Source organism: Haematobacter missouriensis (genome assembly GCF_000740775.1).
Lineage (GTDB): Bacteria > Pseudomonadota > Alphaproteobacteria > Rhodobacterales > Rhodobacteraceae > Haematobacter > Haematobacter missouriensis.
This window is the reverse complement of record NZ_JFGS01000002.1, coordinates 38072-57984: the sequence shown is the minus strand read 5'-3', so window position 1 is coordinate 57984 and position 19913 is coordinate 38072. Positions and strand designations below refer to the sequence as shown.

The following is a 19913-nucleotide window of genomic DNA, read 5'->3' as shown; positions in this document are numbered from 1 at the left end:
CTCACTGCACAGGGCAGGTGTTGTCGGTCATGTAATCGTGCACCTTGAGCGTTCCGGCTGCAATTTCCGTGGCTGCCTTGTCCGCGGCTTCTTTCATCTCCGGGGTGACGAGAGCGGCGTTGTTCTCGTCCAGAGCATAACCTACCCCTTCGGACGCCAGATCCATCACCTTGATCCCCGGGGCCAGGTTTCCGCCTTCGGTGAATGCCTCGAACACGGCATTGTCCACGCGTTTGATCATGGAGGTCAGAACCTGTCCCGGATGCAGGAAGTTCTGGTTCGAATCGACACCGATCGACAGCATCTTCTCATCCGCCGCGGCTTGCAGAACACCGATGCCGGAGCCGCCTGCCGCCGCATAGACCACGTCCGAACCCTGCGACTTCTGAGCGCGTGTCAGCTCGCCGGCCTTCACCGGGTCGTTCCAGGCGGCGGGCGTAGTGCCCACGTAGTTCTGGATGATCTTTGCGTCCGGGTTCGTCGCCTTCACACCCTGCACAAAGCCGCAGGCGAACTTGTGGATGAGCGGTATGTCCATGCCACCGATGAAGCTGACCGTGCCCGTCTTGGAGGCCATCGCGGCCATGATGCCTACAAGATAGGATCCCTGTTCCTCCGTGAATACGACGGAGCGCACGTTCGGCTGATCGACAACCATGTCGATGATGACGAATTTGGTGTCGGGATAATCGGGGGCAACCTTGTTCAACACGTCGCCGAAGGCAAAGCCGGTCATTACGATGGGGTTGGAGCCGCTTTCGGCCAGACGGCGGAGCGCCTGCTCCCGTTGCGCCTCCGACTGCATCTCAAGCTCACGGTAGCTGCCACCCGATGCCGCGACCCAGCGCTGCGCTCCGCCATAGGCGGCTTCGTTGAAGGATTTGTCGAACTTTCCGCCGAGATCGAAGATCAGCGCCGGATCGGCTGCGGCAACGCCCGCGCCCAGAACGAGCGCAGCGGCGGCGCCGAGATAGGTCCGCATCAAACCCATGAAATGTCTCCTTGTTGCCTGTCTGCCAGCCGCCCGGTTCCAGTGGCGACAGCCGGGTCTTCGCCCAGCACGATTTGCCCGCAGCCCCTGCGGGCGGTCAACAGATTTCTGGCGCAGGCTTTGTCGGGACGGTTCAGGAGGGGAGGAGTGCCCGCGTCATGACCACAGCATCGACGGAACCACCATCGGGGGTGGCGTAGTACCCCCTGCGGTGCCCGGCTACCCGGAAACCTGTCGCCGCATAGAGCGCACGTGCCGGGGCATTGTCGGCGGCGACTTCCAGGAACGCGCTTGCCGCGCCGCGCCGCGCCGCTTCCGCCGCAAACCCCTCGACCAGCCGTCGCCCGATACCCCGTTGGCGAAACGCGGAGGAGACGGCAAGCGTCAGCAACTCCGCCTCATCCGCGATGACCCGGCCGATGAGGAAGGCCGCGTCCTCCCGCAGCAGAAAGACACCACGCCCGGCCAGTACCTCCGCCATCTCCCGCTCCGACCAGGGGCGGGGCGTGGTGAAGCTTTCCGCGTGAAGCTGTGCAAGCTCCGCCGGCGTCATGGCAGGATGAGCGGCGGCGGATCAGCAGGCGGCGCCGCATCGGCAGGGCGGAGATAGAGAGGGGCCGGGGGAGGTGAAGGTCGATGCCGCCGCTCCGCTGCGAGCCGGGCCACGCCCTCCGCCACCGGCATCCCCGGCCCAAGTGCCGTTCCCCCCGTCAGGTGCGCGATCTCCACAGCTCTGTGCCCCAGAACAGGGAGCTGGCTCTCTGCCAGTCCCTCCGGCAGGCAATTCGGGTCGACAAGTACAGCGCCTTCACCGATTCCTTGCGACAGCAACTCGCCCTCCGTGCGCAGTGGGCAGAGCCAGACATGATCGCGGCGTGCGTCGAGACTGACGAGAACCGGGCGCCGCGTACCCACCGCCAGCGCCTCGAACCGGCTTACCCCGATGGCGGGCAGGCCGAGCGACAGCGCCAACCCACGCGCCGCGGCCACAGCGATGCGGATGCCGGTGAAATTGCCCGGCCCCACGCCCACGCCGAGCGCCGAGAGATCGCGCCATCCGGCTTGCGCCTCCGCCAGCAACTCCTCCAGCAGCGGCATCAGCCGTTCCGCCTGACCCTTCTCCATATCCTCCTGCCGCGAAACAAGCAGTCGGTCGCCGGAGAGCAAAGCGGCCGCGCAATGCGCGGCCGATGTGTCGAAGGCAAGAATCAGCGGCTCAGGCGGCAACGGGCCTGACCTCGATCACCTCGGGGATATAGTGGCGCAACAGGTTCTCGATCCCCATCTTCAGCGTGAGGGTCGAGGACGGGCAACCCGCGCAGGCCCCCTGCATGTGCAGATAGACCACACCCCGGTCGAACCCGTGGAAGGTGATATCGCCGCCGTCCTGCGACACCGCAGGGCGGACACGCGTGTCCAGTAGTTCCTTGATCTGCTCGACGATATCCGCGTCTTCTCCCGTATGCTCGCGATGGCCGGAGTTGGCCTTCGGGGCCTCTCCTTCCATCACCGGAATACCGGATTGATAATGCTCCATGATCGCGCCGAGGATCGCGGGCTTGATATGCTCCCAGGCGACGCCTTCGGCCTTGGTCACCGTCACGAAATCGGTGCCGAAGAACACACCCGTCACGCCTTCCACCGCGAAGATGCGGCGGGCGAGGGGGGAACGGTCGGCCGCGCCCTCGTTCGGGAAATCTGCGGTCCCGACCTCAAGCACGGTCAGGCCGGGAAGGAACTTCAGCGTGGCGGGGTTCGGGGTCGTCTCTGTCTGGATGAACATGGGCTGTCTCCTGTTGCGGCCAAGATGTCGATTCCGACAGGGAAAGTCAAGATTTCTGGAACGATTCTAAATCGACCGGAGCACACGGCAGGGATTTCCCACCGCCAGCACCCCGCCGGGCAGATCGCGCGTCACCACGCTGCCCGCGCCGATGACGGTGTTCGCGCCCACCGTCACGCCGGGGCAGAGGATGCTGCCGCCGCCGATCCACACACCGTCGCCCACCCGCACGGGCAGGGCTGATTCGAGGCCGGAGCGCCGGGTGGCGGCGTCGAGGGGATGGGTTGCCGTATAGATGTGCACGCCCGGGCCGATCTGCACCTCCTCCCCGATGTCGATGCGGTTGCAGTCCAGAAAGACGCAATCGTAGTTCACGAAGCTGCGGGCGCCGATGGAGATGTGGATACCGTAATCGCAGCGGAAGGCGGGCTTCAGCACTGCCCCATCGCCCCAGTGGCGGAACAGCCGGGACAGCAGATGATCCCTCACCGCCGTTTCATCCGCTGCGCTGGCATTGAAGGTCGCAAGGAGGTGCTGCGCCGAAAGGTGTTCTGCCACCAGCTCGGGATCGTTCGCCAGATAGAGTTCCCCAGCCAGCATCCGTTGTTTCTGAGTCCGGTCGTCTGTCATGGCATCCTCCGCGGGGGGCTTAGGGGGCTTCCACAGTTTTTCTGGCGGTTTGCTCCCGGTATCGGGGGTCATTGTATGCGCGGATGGCCTGTAAGCCGGATTTTGTCCGGGGGCGGACCCCCTGGATGACCATTCCTCTAGGCCCGGAGTTACCTCCGGGCTCAAGCTGCCAACCCGGGCCTCCGGGCTGAAGCGTCCCTGCCTCCGCCGGAGCGGAAGGCGCGAGGCCCCTATTCGGCATTGCTCCCGGTGGGGCTTGCCAAGCCGGTCCTGTTGCCAGTCCCGCGGTGGGCTCTTACTCCACCGTTTCACCCTTGCCAGCGGCGAACCGCGGGCGGTCTGTTCTCTGTGGCGCTTTCCCTCGGGTTGCCCCGGCCGGGCGTTACCCGGCACCGTTGCTTCATGGAGTCCGGACTTTCCTCGCGAGCCTTGCGGCCCCCGCGGTCATCCGGCCATCCGCGCGGGGAGAGAGCTAGACGCTCCCCCGCGTCCGGTCAACGGGAAAGCGACGGGCAAGGTCGGCGGCCAGCGCCGCATCCACGGGGTCGGCGGGTCCATCGGCCCAGGGGCGGAAGCGGAGCCGGAAGGCGGAGAGAAGCAACGCGGCATCGCCCTCCGGGTAGCCGAAAGCGTGGAGAGAGGCCATAAGCCCGCTCTGACGTGCTCCGTCCTCCTCTGCCGACTCAGGCCAGACCGACAGACCGGACAGCGCGAGCCGCCGCCAGTCGAACCGGGGACCGGGGTCGATCTTGCGTGCGGGCGCCATGTCGGAATGGGCGATCACCCGCTCCGGCGGAATGGTCCATCTGTCGAGGATGTCGGCCAGCAGCCGCTCCAGCGATGCCATCAGCGGGGCGGAGAACGGCTCTGCGCCTGTATTGTCAAGCTCGATGCCGATGGAGCGGGAGTTCACGTCGGTCACGGTGCCCCATTGGCCGGCCCCTGCGTGCCATGCCCTGTGGCTCTCCTCCACCAGCGGCAGCGTTGTACCGTCCTTGCCGATCAGCCAGTGGGCCGATACTTCCGCCGCGGGATCGCACAGCCGCGCCTCCGCCGCGCGGCAGTCGGCCATGGCGGTGTAGTGGATCACCACCATGTCGGGCCGCGCGCCGTCCCGACGCTCGCCGAAGTTCGGCGAGGGCATGGTTCAGCGCATCGCGTTGCGGAAGGGTGTCGGATCCCAGTCACAGGCGAAACCGTCGCCATCGGGATCAAGGCTGCGCCGGTCGCTTTCCGGGCCACCCGCCTCAAGGAACGCCTGCTGGGCGAGATCGGGCGAGGCATAGCGCGCGCAGGCGCTGGCGTTCATATTGCCCCGGAACGGGTTCACCCGGCTGTAACGTTGCTCCCCCACGTTGTTGGTGGTCTGGAGCGCATAGGCCACGATGTTCGGCCCGGTATTGGTGCGCTGGGGCAGGGGAACCGTCGCCACCTGCTGGTAGCTGCGTGCGTTGGCCTCGATGCGGGCCTTGTCGCTCTCGATCGTTTCGCGCGAGCGGACGGCGGCAAAGCTCTGCTCGTCGGAGATGCCGGTGAACACCGCCGCGCGCTCCTGCGCTGGCGCCGTGTCGCCGTAGGTGGCGGCTGGCGCGCCGAGCGAGGAGGACGAGACCGACGGCCCCCCGATCGCGCTGGCTGGAGCGCCGCCGGCCGCCCCCTCCTCACGCATGTGCATGTATTCCTGATAGCTCCCCTCGGAGGAGCAGGCAGCAAGAGCAGAGAGAGCAAGGACAGCGAAAGTAAGGCGCATCGGGCAACCCATTTAATTTTCTAGCGACTTACCACCATTTCGCGGGCTTGGAAACGAATCCCGCAGCGGTCTCAAGCGCGAAGGCCGCATTGAGAAGCTCGCCCTCCTCCCACGGCCGGCCAATGAGCTGGAGGCCCAGCGGCAGACCCTGCCGGTCCAGGCCCGCCGGCACCGAAATCCCCGGCAAACCCGCGAGGTTGACCGTCACGGTGAAGACGTCGTTGAGATACATCCTTACCGGATCCGCATCGGCCATTTCACCCAGACCGAATGCCGCAGACGGCGTGGCCGGTGTCAGGATCGCGTCAATCCCATCCCCGAATACGACGTCAAAGTCATGCTTGATCATCGCGCGGACCTTGCGGGCGCGGTTGTAATAAGCGTCATAGAACCCGGCGGAGAGCACGTAGGTACCGACCATGACCCGGCGCTGGACTTCCTTGCCGAAGCCTTCGGCGCGGGTCTTTTCATAAAGCTGCACGATGCCTTCGCCCGGCCCGAGCTTTGCCCGGTGGCCATAGCGCACGCCATCGTATCGTGCGAGGTTCGAGGACGCTTCCGCCGGCGCGATCACGTAATACGCCGGAAGCGCGTATTTCGTATGGGGAAGGGAGATGTCCACGATCTCCGCACCGGCGTCGCGGAGCATTTCTGTGCCCTGTTTCCAGAGGGCCTCGATCTCGTCGGGCATTCCGTCCATGCGGTATTCGCGCGGGATGCCGATGCGCTTGCCCCGGATGTCACCGGTGAGCGCGGCTTCGAAATTCGGCACGGCGAGGTCGGCGGATGTGGAATCCTTTGCATCTGGCCCGGACATCGCTTCGAGCATGATGGCCGCGTCGCGCACCGTCTTGGTCATCGGCCCCGCCTGATCCAGTGAGGAGGCGAAGGCGATTGTGCCCCAGCGGGAGCAGCGCCCGTAGGTCGGCTTGATGCCCACGATGCCGGTGAAGGCGGCGGGCTGGCGGATGGAGCCACCGGTATCCGTCCCCGTGGCGCCAAGGCACAGGTCGGCGGCCACCGCCGCCGCCGATCCCCCGGAGGAGCCGCCGGGCGTCAGGTTGCGCCCGTCCACCTTCCACGGGTTCACCACATCGCCGTAGGCGGAGGTTTCGTTGGAACTGCCCATGGCGAATTCGTCCATGTTCAGCTTGCCCAGCATCACCGCGCCCGCGTCGCGCAACTGCTGCGTGACGGTCGATTCGTAGCCCGGACGGAAGCCCTCCAGAATGCGAGAGGCGGCCTGCGAGGCGACGCCCTCGGTGCAGAACAGGTCCTTCACCCCGATCGGGATGCCGCACATGGCGGGCGCATCGCCCCCGGCCAGTCGTTTGTCGGCCTCCGTCGCGCGGTGGAGCGCGATCTCGGGGGTGGTGTGGACAAAGGCGTTCAGCGACCCTGCGGCGGCAATCGCCTCAAGGCAGGATTCCGTCAGTTCGACGGAGGTGATGTCGCCCTTGCGGAGCGCGTCGCGCGCATCGGCGATGGTCAGACGGTTCGGCAGGACTTCGGTCATTCCACCACCTTCGGCACGGCAAAGAATCCTTCGCGGGCATCGGGGGCATTGGCGAGGATCCTGTCCTGCATCTCCCCTTCCGTCACCACGTCCTGACGGCGCTTGAGCCGCATGGGCGTGACCGAGGTCATCGGCTCCACGCCCTCCACATCCACCTCATTGAGCTGTTCCATGAAGGTGAGGATATTCGACAGTTCCTGCGCCAATGCGGGCAGGTCGGTCTCCTCCACCCGGATACGGGCAAGATGCGCCACGCGGCGCGCGGTATCGGTGTCGATGGACATGGGGTGTCTCCGCGTCAGGACCGGGATCGTTTAGCGAGGCAGGCCCCGTTCCGCAAGCATGTGACGCCTATAGACCTCTATCATCCACCCGAGCATCAGTGCATTCAGCACGTGCCAGAGCGGATGCAACCCCATCGGCAGGCGGGCGCAGACCAGCCCGTCGGCAGAGCGGGCGGTGAGCGACAGGAGCAGGAGACCAGCCCCGAGCACCAGCCCGCCGGCGGTCCCCGGCGCGCGCGAGGACATCAGGAGCGCATAGAACAGTATCAGGAGCGGCACCGGCAGATAGGCGGCGGATCGGCCCAGAAGCGGCACCTCCGCCAGAAACGGGGTGACCAGAGCAGCGCAAGGGAGAAACGACGCTACCCCGATCAGCGCCAAGGGCCAGCGGAGTCGCAGGAAATGCAGGTTCGCCGCGAAGAGATAAACGAGGATGAAGGCAAGGATCGGCACCGTATCGGCCAGCGCCGCCCAGCGGGTCGCGAAAGTGTGAAACAGGAAGGACCCGATGCCGATCAGCGCCAGGAGCGCGCAGAGCACACCGGCCAGCGGCAGCCGCTCCCGCCGAATCCGCCCCCAGGACACAAGGGCGGCGATGAGAAACGCCAGGTTGGTGACGGCATTCAGGGGCTCCGACCAGAAGGAGGTGTCCGTCCGCTCACAATAGGCGTCTATCGTCCGGCTCCAGTCCATGCGTTTCCATTCCCGCGCGGCGCGGCTACCTTTCGGATGGAACAGTAGAGGAGAAATCCATGCAGATCATCTGGCTTGGCCATGGCGGCTGGCGCATCGAGGTCGAGGGCGCGGTTCTGCTGGTGGACCCGTGGCTGACCGGCAACCCGATGTTCCCGGAGGGACGGCGCGCGGATGCCATCAGGGGCGCGACCCATATCGTGCTGACGCATGGCCACAACGATCATACCGGCGACATGCTCGCCATTGCGAAGGAATTGGGCATTCCGCTGGTCGGTATCCCCGAACTGATGGGCTATTTCGCGGAGCGCCACGGCTGCGAGACCATCGACTTCAACAAGGGCGGCACGGTCGATCTGAACGGCGCAAAGGTGACGATGGTCAACGCCACGCATTCCTCCTCCATGACCGTGGATGGCCAGACGATCTATGCCGGCACGGAATCGGGCTATGTCATCGCGGGCGAAGGGCGGACGATCTATTTCTCCGGCGATACCGATGTGATGGCCGACATGAAGATCATCGCTGATCTGCACGCGCCCGATATCGGCATCCTCTGCGCGGGCGGGCACTACACGATGGACATGACCCGGGCCGCCTATGCCGCGAAGACATTCTTCGATTTCTCGCTTGTCCTGCCCAGCCATTACCGGACCTTCCCTCTGCTCGCGCAGGACGCCTCGGTCCTGCAGGCGGGGCTGCCCGGGGTGACGGTGCATGAGCCGGAAGTGCTGACCCCCGTGCCGCTCTGACATGCGCCTCTTCCGGCGCGCCCCTCGTTCCGATCCAAGGAGGAACCCCATGTTCGATCTGACACGCCGCCTTCTTCTCGCCGCTGGGCTGAGCCTCGCCAGCCTGCCCCTTCACGCGGCAGAGCCGGTGGTGGTCTTTGCACCCACCAGCCTCAAGGCATCGCTCGACCTCGCCGCGGCGGAGTGGGCGCGCACGAGCGGAGAGCGTGCGCTTATCACCTACGGGGCCAGCTCGGAACTGGCGCGACAGGTTGCGGAGGGCGCGGATGTGGATGTGTTCCTCTCGTCCGATGCGGAATCCATGGACCTGCTGGATGCGGGCGGGTTCATCGCAGAGGGCAAGCGATTCGATCTGCTCGGCAACACGCTCGTGCTGATCGGCGGGCCGGGACATACGGAGCCCGTCCCGCTCGAAAGCCCGGATGCCGCCAGACTTCTGGCCGAAGGTAAGGTGGCCCTGGCGGCGGAGGGGTTGCCGCTTGGCGTCTACGGGCGCGAATCGCTCCGCCATCTCGGTGTGTGGGAGACGGTGGAGCCGCATCTGCTGATCGCCGAGACGGAGCCGGGTGTGGTTGCCGCCGTCGCTGGAGGGCAGGCGGCCTATGGCATCGCTTATGGCACTGATGCGGTCGCGCAAAAAGCGGTGACCATCGTTGCCACCCTCCCGCCGGAAAGCCACGCGCCGATATTCTATCCGATCGCGGTGACGAAGGAGCCGCCCCATCCGTCCGAAGCGGATGGCTTCGTCAGCTTCCTGTCTTCCGATCCGATCCGTGCGCTGTTCGAGGCCCATGGTTTCGTGTCGATGCATTGAAGATCGCGGGTCGCGGGCTTCCCGGTCCCTGCGCCCGCCTTGATGCAGGCAGCCGGACTTCCCGGCCCCCTGTGTACGCGTCGATATGGAGGCTTTCGGCAGCGGGCCGGGCGTGCTCCGCCCACATGTGGCTGAAAGCGCCCTGCCGCAAGCCGGCTGAGATGCTGCGCTCTCTCAGCCTCTGTTTCGCGCGGTACAGGCTGCCGCATCACCCGCCGAGCCGAGCCGTGACCTTCCAGCCGTCGCCGACGCGCGACAACCGCCAGTTCGCGGCGGCGATGGCGGTGCCCCGCGCTGTGCGGTAAGGTGCGATCCGAATGTCCCAGCCCGTGCCCTGCCGCTCTGCCACGACAGGGGCGGTGCTGCCGTCGGAAAATTCCGCCAGCGTATCGCCCCCGGCCTCCGCCAGCCCGACGCGACAGCCCGGATAGGCGTGGCTGTCGGCGAAACGCAGGATCACTTCCGTGCGGCCAGCGCGTCGATCAGCCCGCGCACGGGTTCGAGGTTGTAGCCATAGCGCGACGGCGTCGCGATGATGTCATCCGTCGCGAGATTGCCCGCTTCCGTCAGCGCCCACATGATGGACGACCGGTTGCCGGAGGCGCAGTAGGCCAGCACCGGACCTGTCGCCGCTTCCCGCGCCGCGGCCTGAGCGCTCACGTTGTCCTCTGTGAGCGCGCCGCCGATCACAGGGTTTTCCACGAATGTCAGGCCGGCTGCCTCCGCCGCGCGGCGCATCTCGTCGTTGCGCAACTCCGGCGGGTTCTCCGCATCCGGGCGGTTGGAGATGATGGTGGTATAGCCCGCGTCCCTGATCGCCGGAATGTCGGACGGGTCGATCTGGGGCGAGACGGCATAGTCGTCAGTCAGGGCGCGGATATCCATGGTGTTCTCCTTGATCCTTGCCCGCAGCATACGGATGGGGACCGCAAGCGCAACGCTTGCGGCCCCCGCCCGGTCAGTTCAATACGACCAGCGCGTGACGCTTCCGGCCTGCGGTGAGCTTCACAGGCTCCGCAAGATCGGCAGGCGCGAACATGCGCCCCGCATCGGCCTCCGCCGCGTCGTTGACGCGCAGGCCGCCCTCGGCGATCAGGCGTTTCGCGTCCTTGCCCGATTTCGCCAGCCCCGACCGCACGACGAGCTGGGCCAGAGTGATGCCCTCGCCCACTTCCCCGCTTTCGAGCGCGAGCGTGGGCAGATCATCCCCGATCCCGCCCCTTTCGAATACTTCGCGCGCCGTGGCCTCCGCCGCCTGCGCCGCCTCTGCACCATGGAGGAGCGTGGTGACCTCATTGGCGAGGATGATCTTCGCGCCGTTGATCTCAGACCCCGCCAGCGCGCCCAGCCGCTCGCATTCCGCGACCGGCAGCTCGGTGTAGAGCTTCAGGAACCGGGTCACATCCGCGTCCGTGGTATTCCGCCAGAACTGCCAGAACTCGTAGGGCGAGAGCATCTGGGCGTTCAGCCATACCGCGCCGCCCGCCGACTTGCCCATCTTCCGCCCGTCCGATGTCGTGAGCAACGGCGAGGTGAGGCCGTAGATCTCCCTGTCGATCACCCGGCGGGTCAGGTCGATCCCGTTGACAATGTTCCCCCACTGGTCCGACCCGCCCATCTGCAGCAGGCACCCATACCGGCGGTTCAACTCCAGAAAGTCATAGGCCTGAAGGATCATGTAGTTGAATTCGAGGAAGGAGAGCGACTGCTCCCTGTCCAGCCGCGACTTGACCGATTCGAACGACAGCATGCGGTTGACGGAGAAATGCCGCCCGATGTCCCGCAGGAACTCGAGGTAGTTGAGGTGGTCCAGCCATTCGGCGTTGTTCAGCATCAGCGCGCCGTTCCCCGCCTCCCCGTAAGAGAGGTAACGGGAGAACACCTGCTTCATCCCGGCGATGTTCTCGTCGATCCGCTCGGGGGTCAGCAGCGGGCGTTCCTCACTGCGGAAGGAGGGGTCGCCTACCTTGGTGGTGCCACCACCCATGAGCGTGATCGGCTTGTGCCCGGTTTTCTGCAACCAGCGCAGCATCATGATGTTGAGCAGATGCCCCACATGCAGCGACGCCGCCGTCGCGTCATAGCCGATATAGGCGGGCACGATCCCCTTCACCAAAGCCGCGTCCAGCGCCTCGTAATCGGTGCAGTCGGCGACATAGCCACGCTCGATCATGACGCTCAGAAAATCGGATTTCGGTTGGAAGGCCATTGCCCTTTCATCCTCTCTTGTCTGACATGGATCCCAAGGCTTACCCGTGGTGCCTCTCCATGTGCCGTCGCCTATACCGCCGGGCGGCTGCAAGGGAAAGCGTCATGGCGGTGGGGAACGGTTTTGGAGGGGTCATGGACCGGATGATGACAGCGCTTGGCGCGATGTCGGGAACTTCGCTCGACGGGGTGGACGCGGCGACGGTCGTGACGGATGGCGAACGGATAGAGACCTTCGGCCCCTCCGCCTACCGCCCCTATACTGAAGGGGAGCGGGACGTTCTGCGCGCCGCGCTCGGCCGCTGGCCCGGCGAGCCGGGGGTGGCGGAGGCCGCGCGTGTGGTGGAGGCCGCCCATGCGGTGCTGATGTCGCCGCTGGCGGGGGAGGTCGCAGGCTTTCACGGCCAGACACTGGCGCATGATCCGGGCGGGCGGGGAACCCATCAGGCAGGTTCGGGCGCGGCCCTGGCGGCGGCGCTGGGCCGCCCGGTGATCTGGGACTTCCGCTCCGCCGATGTCGCAGCGGGCGGGCAAGGGGCGCCGCTCGCACCGTTTTTCCATTTCGCCTGTGCCCAGTGGGCGGGAGAGCGGGAGCCTGTAGCCTTCCTGAACCTGGGCGGTGTGGGCAATTTCACCTGGGTCGATCCGCGCCGCCCCGCGCCGGAGTCCGAAGGTGCGCTCCTTGCCTTTGACACTGGTCCCGCGAATGCCCCGATTGATGACTTTCTTCGCCAACGCCGGGGTACCACGCGGGATGAGGGGGGGGCGCTCGCCGCCTCTGGCACGGTAGATGAGGCCGCCGTGGCGGTGCTGCTGGCCCATCCCTATTTCGCGCTAAGGCCGCCCAAGTCGCTGGACAGGAACGGCTTTCCCGGGCTGCTGCCCTCGGTCGAAGCACTATCAGACGCAGATGGGGCGGCGACCCTCTCCGCGGTGGTTGCGGCAACCGTCGCGGCTGGCGCCCGGCATTTCCCGACCCAGGTATCGCGCGTGCTGGTGACCGGTGGCGGGCGGCACAATGCAACATTGATGCGGATGCTGGCAGATCGGCTTGGTACACACGTCGCGCCGGTGGAGGATCTGGGCCTCGACGGCGATATGCTTGAGGCACAGGCCTTCGCTTTTCTCGCCGTCCGTGTATTGCGTGGCCTGCCACTCTCCGGCCCGATGACCACTGGGGTGCCGCGACCCGTGACAGGCGGCCGGATCAGCCGACCGGATGCGCGGGCCGCCTGAACGGCTGTGCAGGGTTCTGGGGTGCTTTTGCTCTGGAAATCGGCCCTGCCTGTGTCGAGCGGGGCAGAGGCGAACATGCGCAGAACCGGTTCTCCCAAGCGGCGCTGCAACAAGCGCGGAGCAGAATCTTGGCAGTTCAGTTCCACCGAAACCGAACAGCACCGTGATGTTCTGGCCGCGAGTTTTGACACGACCTCAGGTCTGGAATGACCCAAGATGTCTGGAGTTCTGGCTGGATTTGCTCACATTTGCGTTCCGATGCAGATCAAAGGTCTCTCCAGAAAGCCTCCTAGCCGCCGATATCGAATCCGGGAGGCGCGAGCTCGAACCCTGAGAAAGTGAAGCCGGGGCTGACGGTGCAGCCGGCCAATGTCCACGCGCCGGTGGAACGGGCCGCCTGCCAGTGGCCCTTGGGGACGATGCCTTGCGGGCTGTCACCCGCCAGCACATCCGGGCCGAGGCGCAGGTGCCGCGCCGGTCCTTCCGCATGTTCCGAGAGGGAGAGCCTGAGCGGGGCGCCGGCATGGAAATGCCAGATCTCCGTCGCGTCCACCCGGTGCCAATGGCTTCGTTCGCCCGCCCGCAGAAGAAAAAGGATCGCGGTGCCCGGCGGGCGCTCACCCGCCGCGGCCTCCGCGATCCATGTCTGGCGGAACCAGCCGCCTTCGGGGTGCGGGGCAAGACCGAGCGCCGCGATGATCCGCTCCGCGTCGTCCATGCCCCCGAGCCTTACTTCAGGATGGAACGACCGGCGTATTCCGCCGTCTCGCCCAGCATCTCGTCGATACGGATGAGCTGGTTGTACTTCGCCAGCCGGTCGGACCGGGCGAGCGAGCCGGTCTTGATCTGGCCGCAGTTGGTGGCGACGGCGAGATCTGCGATCGTCGCATCCTCCGTCTCGCCCGAGCGGTGCGACATGACGGAGTTGAACCGCGCGCGGGTCGCCATATCGACGGCGGCAAGCGTTTCGGTGAGCGTGCCGATCTGATTGACCTTCACCAGCAGCGCATTGCCGCAGCCCTTGGCGATTCCTTCGGCCAGGCGCACGGGGTTGGTGACGAACAGGTCGTCGCCCACCAGCTGCACCTTGTCGCCCAGACGGTCGGTAAGCAGTTTCCAGCCTTCCCAGTCGTCTTCGGCGCAGCCGTCCTCGATGGAGATGATCGGGTAGTCGGCGCAGAGGGCGGCGAGGTAATCGACATTTTCGGCGGCGGAAAGCGACTTGCCCTCGCCTGCCAGCTCATACTTCCCGCTCTTGAAATACTCGGTCGAGGCGCAGTCGAGCGCGAGGAAGATGTCCTCACCCACCCGATATCCCGCCTTCTCGACCGACTTCAGGATGAAGTCGAGCGCGTCGCGCGCGGAGGAGAGCGCCGGGGCAAAGCCGCCCTCATCGCCGATCCCCGTGGACAGACCCGCCGCCGACAGTTCCTTCTTCAGCGTGTGAAAGACCTCGGACCCCATGCGGATCGCTTCGCGGATGTTCTCCGCGCCGACGGGCATGATCATGAATTCCTGGAAGTCGATCGGGTTGTCGGCATGCGCGCCACCGTTGATGATGTTCATCATCGGTACCGGCAGGACGCGGGCAGAGGTGCCGCCCACATAGCGATAGAGCGGTTGGGAGGTGAAATCCGCCGCCGCCTTTGCCACCGCCAGCGACACGCCGAGAATGGCATTCGCACCGAGCCGCGCCTTGTTGGGCGTGCCGTCGAGTTCGATCATCAGCCGGTCGATGGCCACCTGTTCGGTCGCGTCCTCACCCACCAGCGCCTCGGCCAGTTCGCCATTGACGGCGGCAACGGCCTCCAGGACACCCTTGCCGAGATAGCGCCCCTTGTCGCCGTCGCGCTTCTCCACCGCCTCATGGGCGCCCGTGGAGGCGCCGGAGGGCACGGCGGCACGGCCCAGCGTGCCGTCCTCCAGGATCACATCGACCTCGACGGTCGGGTTGCCGCGGCTGTCGATGATCTCGCGACCGATGATGTCGATGATCGTGCTCATGCCCTGTCCTTGTCCTTCCTGTGCTGTGGAACCCCATAGAGTTCCAGCCGGTGGCCCTTCAGCCGGTATCCGAGGCGCTGCGCGATCTTTTCCTGCAGCGCCTCGATTTCCTCATCGACGAATTCGATGACTTCGCCGGTTGTGATGTCGATCAGATGATCGTGGTGGTCGCGCTCCGCATCCTCGTAGCGCGCGCGCCCATCGCCGAACTCATGCCGCTCCAGCAGACCGGCCTCCTCGAAGAGCTTCACCGTGCGATAGACGGTGGCGATAGAGATCCTGGGGTCGATGGCGCTTGCCCGAGCGTAAAGTTCCTCGACATCCGGGTGGTCGTCGGCCGCTTCCAGCACACGGGCGATCACGCGGCGCTGTTCGGTCAGCCGCAGGCCGCGCGCCTCACAACGGGCGATGATGCTTTCCATCCCGCAATCCTTCGGTGTTTGGGGCGGTTTAAGCGATCTGCTCCGGCCTCGCCAGCCGGATTTTCCCCGTTAGCGCGACCGAGGGCGCTAACGGGTGCGGGATGCGTCTCAGGTGCCGCAGAAGGTCAGGTGCACGGCTTCTTCCTTCAGCGGGGCACGGGCGAGATCGGCCTCCCCACTGCGCACGGTGAACGGATCGGAAAGCGCATCCGTCAGGCGTTCGAAGGGGGCATAGTCCTCCGCCACGGCGGCGGCGATGGCCTCCTCCACCCGGTGATTGCGGGGAATGATCCAGGGGTTCGCGCTGCGCATCACCTCCGCCGGGTCGCCGGTCTCCCTTGCCAGGCGGCCCTGCCAGACCGCCGCCCAACGGTCGAAGGCGTCGCGGTCGGCGAACTCGTCGCGGGCGGTGCCCTCGGCCAGCCCCCGGAAGGCGCGGGTGAAATCGGCCTGACCTTCGGCCATGAGCGTAAGCAGCGACTGAATGAGGTCGAGATCCCCATCCTCCGCCCCGCGCAGGCCCAGCTTCGCGCGGAACAGCCGCAGGTACTCGGCCTGATAGATCGGCGCGAAGCCACCGAGCGCGTCCTCGGCCGCCTCCACCGCTGCGTCCTCCGTCCCGTCCATGATCATCAGGAGCGAGGTGCCAAGCTGCGCGAGGTTCCACAGCGCGATCTGCGGCTGGTTGGCATAGGCATAGCGCCCCTGCCGGTCGATGGAGGAGAAAACCTTGCGCGGGTGATAGGTGTCGAGAAACGCACAGGGCCCGTAGTCGATCGTTTCGCCGGATATGGCCATGTTGTCGGTGTTCATCACCCCGTGGATGAAGCCGACCGACATCCACTGGGCGATGAGGCGGGCCTGACGGTCGATCACGCCCTTCAGCAGGCCGAGCGGCCCCGCCGCTCCCGGATAGTGCCGCGCGATCACGTGTTCGGTCAGCAGGCGCAGCGCCTCCTCGTCACGGCGGGCGGCGAAGAACTGGAAGGTGCCGACACGGATATGCGATGCCGCGACACGGGTGAGCACGGCACCGGGCAGCGCCCCCTCGCGATAGACGGGCTCTCCCGTGGCCACTGCGGCGAGGGCGCGGGTCGTCGGCACGCCGAGGGCGGCCATCGCCTCCGAGACGATGTATTCGCGCAGCACCGGCCCGAGCCACGCGCGCCCGTCTCCCATGCGACTGAAGGGCGTGCGGCCCGCTCCCTTGAGCTGGATGTCGAACCGCGCGCCATCGGGGGCGACGACCTCGCCCAGCAGGACCGCGCGTCCGTCGCCAAGCTGCGGCACGAAGCCGCCGAACTGGTGACCGGCATAGGCCATGGCCAGCGGCTCCGCCCCCTCCGGGACGGTGTTGCCCGCCAGCGCCGACAGACCTTCCGGGCCAGAGAGCCAGTCGGCGTTCAGCCCCAGACGCTCGGCCAGCGGGCGGTTCAGCCGAATGAGCCGGGGCGCACCTACTGGCGTGGCGGGCTGACGGGCAAAGAACCGGTCAGGCAGACGGGCATAGCTGTTGTCAAACGGCAGGGTCATGGGCGCCTCCTTTGTTCGTCTATATGGGGGCGACGGGTGGGCGCGACACCCTCAGAACTACTCTGGCTGCTGCGCATCCAGCTTGAGGCGCATCTCGTAGGCGCGCGAGATGTGGGTTTTCACCGCCTCCGCCGCGGTATCTCCATCCCGCTGCGTGATTGCGGCGATGATCGCCTGATGCTCCTGAAGGGTCGCGTCCGCCCGCCCTTCCGCCGCGAGGGAGGTGGAGGCCAGCAGGGCCATGGAACGATGCACGAGGTCGAGCTGCTGGATCAGGTAGCGGTTGTGCGACGCCAGATGGATCTGGTGATGAAAGCGCCGGTTGGCGCGGGCCAGCGCGTTCGGGTCGTTGGCAAGACGGCGATCCTCCTCCACCATGGCGCGGAGAACGCGCACCTCCTCGTCCGTGGCGTGGCGGGCGGCGAGACGGGCGGCCAGCCCCTCCAGCTCGGCCCGCACGGCATAAAGCTCCGCGAGCTGGTGATGATCGAGTGAGGCCACCACCATGCTGCGCCCGTCCCGGACGAGCATGGACTGCGTCTCAAGCCGTTGCAGCGCCTCCCGGATGGGCGTGCGCGACACGCCGAAACGGTCGGCAAGCTCGGATTCGACCAGCCTGTCACCCGGCCGATAGACACCGGCATCTATGGCGTCGAGGATGAGGGAATAGGCGTCTTTCGGCGGTTCTTTTATGGCAGTCATGCGAATGTCTCGGAATGTCGGGGTGAAGCTAGAGGGCGCGGTGGGCGGGGGCAAGGCCAAGCGTTGCCGCAAGACATCCGGTTGGACATCGCAGCGGACGTTGCGGCTGGGCTTTTCCGGGCCTAGACAGGTGCAATGACACCCAAACCCCCACCTCCGTCGAACGACTTCGCCCATGTCCGTCAATGGGTGTTCGATCTCGACAACACGCTCTATCCCCCGGCCATGCGGCTTTTCGACCAGATCGAACTGCGGATGACGGAATACGTCATGGAGACGCTGGGCGTCGCACGGCAGGAGGCTGACCGGCTGCGTCACCACTACTGGTCGCTCTACGGCACGACACTTGCCGGGCTGATGAGTGAACATGGCGTGGAGCCGGGGTCTTATCTGACCCGTGTGCACGACATTTCCTTCGATGTGCTCTCACCCGATCCGGCGCTCCGGGCAGAGATCGCGGCGCTCCCGGGGCGGCGGTTCGTCTATACCAACGGCTCCGCGCCCTACGCGGAACGGGTGCTGGAGGCCCGTGGACTGTCTGGCCTGTTCGACGGAATCTATGGGGTGGAGCATGCAGGCTATCTTCCCAAGCCGCGGCGCGCGGCCTTCGAGACCGTCTTCGGTCTTGCGGGCGTGACAGGAGCGGAAGCCGCGATGTTCGAGGACGATCCCCGGAACCTTCTTGCGCCGCATGAGATGGGGATGCAGACGGTGCTGGTCGCGCCGGAACGGCTGGACGCGCCGCACGTGCGTCATCACACGAACGATCTGGCCGGCTTCCTTGCCCGGCTTGCCGGCGGTCAGGGGGGCTGAAATGCGACGCGAGAGTTTTGACGTGATGATCTCGGGCGGAGGCGTTGCAGGGCTGACTGCGGCGGCGGTGTTCGGCGCTCTCGGCCTCCGCACGCTCTGCGTCGACCCCACCCCGCCCACGGTGGAGGAAGGCGACCCGGCGGCCGATCTGCGCACGACCGCTTTCCTCCAACCAGCGATTGATCTGCTCACGCGCGCGGGCCTGTGGGAGCGGCTTGCCCCCTTTGCCGCGCCGCTTTCCATCATGCGCATCGTCGATGCGGGAGGCGCGCAGACGATCCCCCGGCTTACGCGCGACTTCGACTCCGCCGATATCTCCGATCAGCCCTTCGGCTGGAACCTTCCGAACTGGCTGTTGCGCCGCGAGATGGTGGCGCGGTTGGGCGAGATGCAGAATGTTGCATTCCGCACAGGCGTGGCGACGGCAGGCGTTCTGACCCGGACAGAAGCTGCCCTGATTATGCTGTCCGACGGGTCGCAGGTTTCCGCCCGGCTTCTGGTGGCGGCAGACGGGCGCAACTCTGCGGTCAGGGAAGCGCTGGCGATTCCCGTCCGGCGGATATCCTATGGACAAAAGGCCCTTGCTTTCGCCGTGACCCATCCAGTCCCGCATGGCGGTATCTCGACCGAAGTTCACCGTTCCGGCGGGCCGTTCACGCTTGTCCCGCTGCCGGACCGCGAGGGGCGCCCGGCCTCTGCCGTGGTCTGGATGGAAAGCGGGCCGGAGGCGCTGCGTCTCTCCCGCCTGCCGGTGGAGGAGTTCGAGGCGGCAGCGACCGAACGCTCGGCCGAAGTGCTGGGGCCACTCCGCCTCATCACGCGGCGGAGCCTTTGGCCCATCATCTCCCAGCGGGCGGAACGGATGACGGCAGAGCGCGTGGCGCTGGTGGCGGAGGCCGCGCATGTCGTCCCGCCCATCGGGGCGCAGGGGCTGAACATGAGCCTCGCCGACATCGCGACGCTTGCCGATCTTGCCGCTGCTGATCCGGCGGGGCTGGGCGGGGTCGGGATGCTGCACCAATTCGCGCAGCAGCGGGAGCGCGATGTTCATCTGCGACAAGCGGGCATCGATCTTCTCAACCGCGCTTCCATGGTCTCGTCTCGCCCCCTCCGTGATCTGCGCGCAGCGGCGCTGGGCGCCTTCTATTCTGCCGGCCCGGTGAGAAAGACCCTTATGCGGGCGGGTTTAGGGGCGGGAAAGCCTCGCGATTAGCGCTTCCGGGGAAACAATACTCTGCTCCTCGCCTCACGTCAGCTACCGGCGCGCTGTGCTATATTGGCCAGTTCTATATCGGTCACGGAGTGTTTCTGGCGTAACATTAATTAGCCGCTTCCCGACGACTCCCGAGCACAGATAGGCGAAACTCTCTGTCAGATTCAAAAAATATCCTTTTATTACATTGTATTATTGTGTTCGATCGGGTTCCGCGCAATCTGAATAGGGCCGCAAAAATCTGCCAGCGGCGGTCTGTTTTCTCGCGGTGTGATCACAAGCCTGCGGAGGATGTACGATAGCCCCTTGCTTCCTTGTCGGGAGGGAGTAAGTACCCATCGCCACAAACCAAGGAGCAGTGGAATGGCATCCGCGAAACCGCCCGTCCAGCAGTCCGTTCAACAGGCGGGCGACAGCAACAATCCCGCGCCGCAGATGGGTGTAGATGACACCGGCCCGGCGCAGCGTCAGGCCGCGCAGCCCGTGTTCGAGACCCGCCGGAAAACGAAGTTCACCGACTGGGCATCGATCTGATCCCGACTGGATCGGGGGCGCTGTCGCGCTCCCCC

Annotated in this window: 24 protein-coding genes and 1 other RNA gene; 6 read left to right on the top strand and 19 right to left on the bottom strand. The window is 66.0% G+C overall.

Annotated features, from left to right (window positions below):
* Nucleotide 1 precedes the first annotated feature (1 nt).
* From CG51_RS02515 to CG51_RS02470, 11 genes are all read right to left on the bottom strand, one after another.
* Entirely contained in the window at nucleotides 2-991 is a 990-nt protein-coding gene (locus CG51_RS02515; RefSeq protein WP_035741502.1) for a BMP family lipoprotein, read from the bottom strand.
* 133 nt (nucleotides 992-1124) lie between these two features.
* Nucleotides 1125-1544 carry a GNAT family N-acetyltransferase gene (locus CG51_RS02510; protein WP_035741500.1) on the bottom strand — a complete coding sequence of 140 codons (420 nt, stop codon included), beginning with the start codon at nucleotides 1542-1544 and terminating at the stop codon, nucleotides 1125-1127.
* Nucleotides 1541-2218 carry a tRNA (adenosine(37)-N6)-threonylcarbamoyltransferase complex dimerization subunit type 1 TsaB gene (gene tsaB, locus CG51_RS02505; RefSeq protein WP_035741499.1) on the bottom strand — a complete coding sequence of 226 codons (678 nt, stop codon included), beginning with the start codon at nucleotides 2216-2218 and terminating at the stop codon, nucleotides 1541-1543. Before tsaB ends, CG51_RS02510 begins: the two co-directional genes overlap by 4 nt.
* Nucleotides 2208-2774 carry a NifU family protein gene (locus CG51_RS02500; protein WP_035741497.1) on the bottom strand — a complete coding sequence of 189 codons (567 nt, stop codon included), beginning with the start codon at nucleotides 2772-2774 and terminating at the stop codon, nucleotides 2208-2210. The genes tsaB and CG51_RS02500 overlap by 11 nt, the downstream gene beginning before the upstream one ends.
* 66 nt (nucleotides 2775-2840) lie before the next feature.
* The gene (locus tag CG51_RS02495) at nucleotides 2841-3404 is read right to left on the bottom strand and encodes a sugar O-acetyltransferase (RefSeq protein ID WP_035741496.1); all 564 of its coding nucleotides are present in this window, start codon (nucleotides 3402-3404) and stop codon (nucleotides 2841-2843) included.
* A gap of 75 nt (nucleotides 3405-3479) precedes the next feature.
* Nucleotides 3480-3864, bottom strand: an RNA gene (rnpB, locus tag CG51_RS19035) — RNase P RNA component class A.
* Nucleotides 3865-3876: 12 nt separating this feature from the next.
* A complete protein-coding gene (locus tag CG51_RS02490) occupies nucleotides 3877-4548 on the bottom strand; it encodes an N-acetylmuramoyl-L-alanine amidase (protein WP_233141167.1) in 672 nt (223 codons plus the stop codon).
* Between the two features lie 3 nt (nucleotides 4549-4551).
* Nucleotides 4552-5154 (bottom strand): hypothetical protein, encoded by a 603-nt coding sequence (locus tag CG51_RS02485; RefSeq protein ID WP_051929993.1) that lies wholly within the window; start codon nucleotides 5152-5154, stop codon nucleotides 4552-4554.
* Between the two features lie 28 nt (nucleotides 5155-5182).
* Nucleotides 5183-6670, bottom strand: a complete 1488-nt coding sequence (gatA, locus tag CG51_RS02480; RefSeq protein ID WP_035741494.1) for an Asp-tRNA(Asn)/Glu-tRNA(Gln) amidotransferase subunit GatA — start codon at nucleotides 6668-6670, stop codon at nucleotides 5183-5185.
* On the bottom strand, nucleotides 6667-6954 hold the full coding sequence (gene gatC / locus CG51_RS02475; protein WP_035741492.1) for an Asp-tRNA(Asn)/Glu-tRNA(Gln) amidotransferase subunit GatC: 288 nt from the start codon (nucleotides 6952-6954) through the stop codon (nucleotides 6667-6669). The genes gatA and gatC overlap by 4 nt, the downstream gene beginning before the upstream one ends.
* Nucleotides 6955-6984: 30 nt before the next feature.
* Complete coding sequence (locus CG51_RS02470; RefSeq protein WP_035741490.1) at nucleotides 6985-7647, bottom strand: ceramidase domain-containing protein; 663 nt, start codon at nucleotides 7645-7647, stop codon at nucleotides 6985-6987.
* A gap of 59 nt (nucleotides 7648-7706) precedes the next feature.
* On the opposite strand from CG51_RS02470, the gene CG51_RS02465 reads away from it, so the two are divergent.
* Both CG51_RS02465 and modA read left to right on the top strand, forming a co-directional pair.
* Nucleotides 7707-8399, top strand: a complete 693-nt coding sequence (locus CG51_RS02465; protein ID WP_035741488.1) for a metal-dependent hydrolase — start codon at nucleotides 7707-7709, stop codon at nucleotides 8397-8399.
* A 49-nt stretch (nucleotides 8400-8448) separates the two neighbouring features.
* Entirely contained in the window at nucleotides 8449-9213 is a 765-nt protein-coding gene (gene modA, locus CG51_RS02460) for a molybdate ABC transporter substrate-binding protein (RefSeq protein WP_035741486.1), read from the top strand.
* A gap of 208 nt (nucleotides 9214-9421) precedes the next feature.
* Here the strand turns inward: modA and CG51_RS02455 are convergent, their stop codons facing one another.
* From CG51_RS02455 to tyrS, 3 genes are all read right to left on the bottom strand, one after another.
* Nucleotides 9422-9673 (bottom strand): hypothetical protein, encoded by a 252-nt coding sequence (locus CG51_RS02455; protein WP_035741485.1) that lies wholly within the window; start codon nucleotides 9671-9673, stop codon nucleotides 9422-9424.
* The gene (locus tag CG51_RS02450) at nucleotides 9670-10098 is read right to left on the bottom strand and encodes a protein tyrosine phosphatase family protein (protein ID WP_035741483.1); all 429 of its coding nucleotides are present in this window, start codon (nucleotides 10096-10098) and stop codon (nucleotides 9670-9672) included. Before CG51_RS02450 ends, CG51_RS02455 begins: the two co-directional genes overlap by 4 nt.
* Nucleotides 10099-10171: 73 nt before the next feature.
* Nucleotides 10172-11422, bottom strand: coding sequence for a tyrosine--tRNA ligase (gene tyrS / locus CG51_RS02445; protein WP_035741481.1), 1251 nt, complete (start codon nucleotides 11420-11422; stop codon nucleotides 10172-10174).
* Nucleotides 11423-11526: 104 nt separating this feature from the next.
* On the opposite strand from tyrS, the gene CG51_RS02440 reads away from it, so the two are divergent.
* Nucleotides 11527-12657, top strand: a complete 1131-nt coding sequence (locus CG51_RS02440) for an anhydro-N-acetylmuramic acid kinase (RefSeq protein WP_233141166.1) — start codon at nucleotides 11527-11529, stop codon at nucleotides 12655-12657.
* A gap of 289 nt (nucleotides 12658-12946) precedes the next feature.
* Here CG51_RS02440 and CG51_RS02435 read toward each other — a convergent pair whose 3' ends face one another.
* The 5 genes from CG51_RS02435 to CG51_RS02415 all read right to left on the bottom strand — a co-directional run bounded on the left by CG51_RS02435 (nucleotide 12947) and on the right by CG51_RS02415 (nucleotide 17318).
* Complete coding sequence (locus tag CG51_RS02435; RefSeq protein ID WP_035741480.1) at nucleotides 12947-13375, bottom strand: cupin domain-containing protein; 429 nt, start codon at nucleotides 13373-13375, stop codon at nucleotides 12947-12949.
* An 11-nt stretch (nucleotides 13376-13386) separates the two neighbouring features.
* On the bottom strand, nucleotides 13387-14661 hold the full coding sequence (gene eno, locus CG51_RS02430) for a phosphopyruvate hydratase (RefSeq protein WP_035741478.1): 1275 nt from the start codon (nucleotides 14659-14661) through the stop codon (nucleotides 13387-13389).
* The gene (locus CG51_RS02425; protein WP_035741476.1) at nucleotides 14658-15083 is read right to left on the bottom strand and encodes a Fur family transcriptional regulator; all 426 of its coding nucleotides are present in this window, start codon (nucleotides 15081-15083) and stop codon (nucleotides 14658-14660) included. The genes eno and CG51_RS02425 overlap by 4 nt, the downstream gene beginning before the upstream one ends.
* 108 nt (nucleotides 15084-15191) lie before the next feature.
* A complete protein-coding gene (locus CG51_RS02420) occupies nucleotides 15192-16616 on the bottom strand; it encodes a protein adenylyltransferase SelO (protein ID WP_035741474.1) in 1425 nt (474 codons plus the stop codon).
* 57 nt (nucleotides 16617-16673) lie between these two features.
* The gene (locus tag CG51_RS02415) at nucleotides 16674-17318 is read right to left on the bottom strand and encodes a GntR family transcriptional regulator (RefSeq protein WP_035741473.1); all 645 of its coding nucleotides are present in this window, start codon (nucleotides 17316-17318) and stop codon (nucleotides 16674-16676) included.
* A 135-nt stretch (nucleotides 17319-17453) separates the two neighbouring features.
* On the opposite strand from CG51_RS02415, the gene CG51_RS02410 reads away from it, so the two are divergent.
* The 3 genes from CG51_RS02410 to CG51_RS19900 all read left to right on the top strand — a co-directional run bounded on the left by CG51_RS02410 (nucleotide 17454) and on the right by CG51_RS19900 (nucleotide 19878).
* Entirely contained in the window at nucleotides 17454-18131 is a 678-nt protein-coding gene (locus tag CG51_RS02410; RefSeq protein WP_035741472.1) for a pyrimidine 5'-nucleotidase, read from the top strand.
* 1 nt (nucleotide 18132) lies between these two features.
* Nucleotides 18133-19344, top strand: coding sequence for a UbiH/UbiF family hydroxylase (locus CG51_RS02405; protein ID WP_035741470.1), 1212 nt, complete (start codon nucleotides 18133-18135; stop codon nucleotides 19342-19344).
* 363 nt (nucleotides 19345-19707) lie between these two features.
* Nucleotides 19708-19878, top strand: a complete 171-nt coding sequence (locus CG51_RS19900; RefSeq protein ID WP_156961326.1) for a hypothetical protein — start codon at nucleotides 19708-19710, stop codon at nucleotides 19876-19878.
* Nucleotides 19879-19913 lie beyond the last annotated feature (35 nt).

Excerpts from the sequence above, each read along its gene's own strand:
- CG51_RS02515 (WP_035741502.1), bottom strand. The coding sequence starts at position 991 with ATGGGTTTGATGCGGACCTATCTCGGCGCCGCCGCTGCGCTCGTTCTG.
- CG51_RS02425 (WP_035741476.1), bottom strand. The coding sequence starts at position 15,083 with ATGGAAAGCATCATCGCCCGTTGTGAGGCGCGCGGCCTGCGGCTGACC.
- CG51_RS02440 (WP_233141166.1), top strand. The coding sequence starts at position 11,527 with ATGGCGGTGGGGAACGGTTTTGGAGGGGTCATGGACCGGATGATGACA.
- CG51_RS02450 (WP_035741483.1), bottom strand. The coding sequence starts at position 10,098 with ATGGATATCCGCGCCCTGACTGACGACTATGCCGTCTCGCCCCAGATC.
- CG51_RS02420 (WP_035741474.1), bottom strand. The coding sequence starts at position 16,616 with ATGACCCTGCCGTTTGACAACAGCTATGCCCGTCTGCCTGACCGGTTC.
- CG51_RS02470 (WP_035741490.1), bottom strand. The coding sequence starts at position 7,647 with ATGGACTGGAGCCGGACGATAGACGCCTATTGTGAGCGGACGGACACC.
- CG51_RS02405 (WP_035741470.1), top strand. The coding sequence starts at position 18,133 with ATGCGACGCGAGAGTTTTGACGTGATGATCTCGGGCGGAGGCGTTGCA.
- CG51_RS19900 (WP_156961326.1), top strand. The coding sequence starts at position 19,708 with ATGGCATCCGCGAAACCGCCCGTCCAGCAGTCCGTTCAACAGGCGGGC.
- CG51_RS02410 (WP_035741472.1), top strand. The coding sequence starts at position 17,454 with ATGACACCCAAACCCCCACCTCCGTCGAACGACTTCGCCCATGTCCGT.
- modA (WP_035741486.1), top strand. The coding sequence starts at position 8,449 with ATGTTCGATCTGACACGCCGCCTTCTTCTCGCCGCTGGGCTGAGCCTC.
- CG51_RS02500 (WP_035741497.1), bottom strand. The coding sequence starts at position 2,774 with ATGTTCATCCAGACAGAGACGACCCCGAACCCCGCCACGCTGAAGTTC.
- gatC (WP_035741492.1), bottom strand. The coding sequence starts at position 6,954 with ATGTCCATCGACACCGATACCGCGCGCCGCGTGGCGCATCTTGCCCGT.
- eno (WP_035741478.1), bottom strand. The coding sequence starts at position 14,661 with ATGAGCACGATCATCGACATCATCGGTCGCGAGATCATCGACAGCCGC.
- CG51_RS02465 (WP_035741488.1), top strand. The coding sequence starts at position 7,707 with ATGCAGATCATCTGGCTTGGCCATGGCGGCTGGCGCATCGAGGTCGAG.
- CG51_RS02435 (WP_035741480.1), bottom strand. The coding sequence starts at position 13,375 with ATGGACGACGCGGAGCGGATCATCGCGGCGCTCGGTCTTGCCCCGCAC.
- CG51_RS02490 (WP_233141167.1), bottom strand. The coding sequence starts at position 4,548 with ATGCCCTCGCCGAACTTCGGCGAGCGTCGGGACGGCGCGCGGCCCGAC.
- gatA (WP_035741494.1), bottom strand. The coding sequence starts at position 6,670 with ATGACCGAAGTCCTGCCGAACCGTCTGACCATCGCCGATGCGCGCGAC.
- tyrS (WP_035741481.1), bottom strand. The coding sequence starts at position 11,422 with ATGGCCTTCCAACCGAAATCCGATTTTCTGAGCGTCATGATCGAGCGT.
- CG51_RS02485 (WP_051929993.1), bottom strand. The coding sequence starts at position 5,154 with ATGCGCCTTACTTTCGCTGTCCTTGCTCTCTCTGCTCTTGCTGCCTGC.
- CG51_RS02510 (WP_035741500.1), bottom strand. The coding sequence starts at position 1,544 with ATGACGCCGGCGGAGCTTGCACAGCTTCACGCGGAAAGCTTCACCACG.
- CG51_RS02415 (WP_035741473.1), bottom strand. The coding sequence starts at position 17,318 with ATGACTGCCATAAAAGAACCGCCGAAAGACGCCTATTCCCTCATCCTC.
- CG51_RS02495 (WP_035741496.1), bottom strand. The coding sequence starts at position 3,404 with ATGACAGACGACCGGACTCAGAAACAACGGATGCTGGCTGGGGAACTC.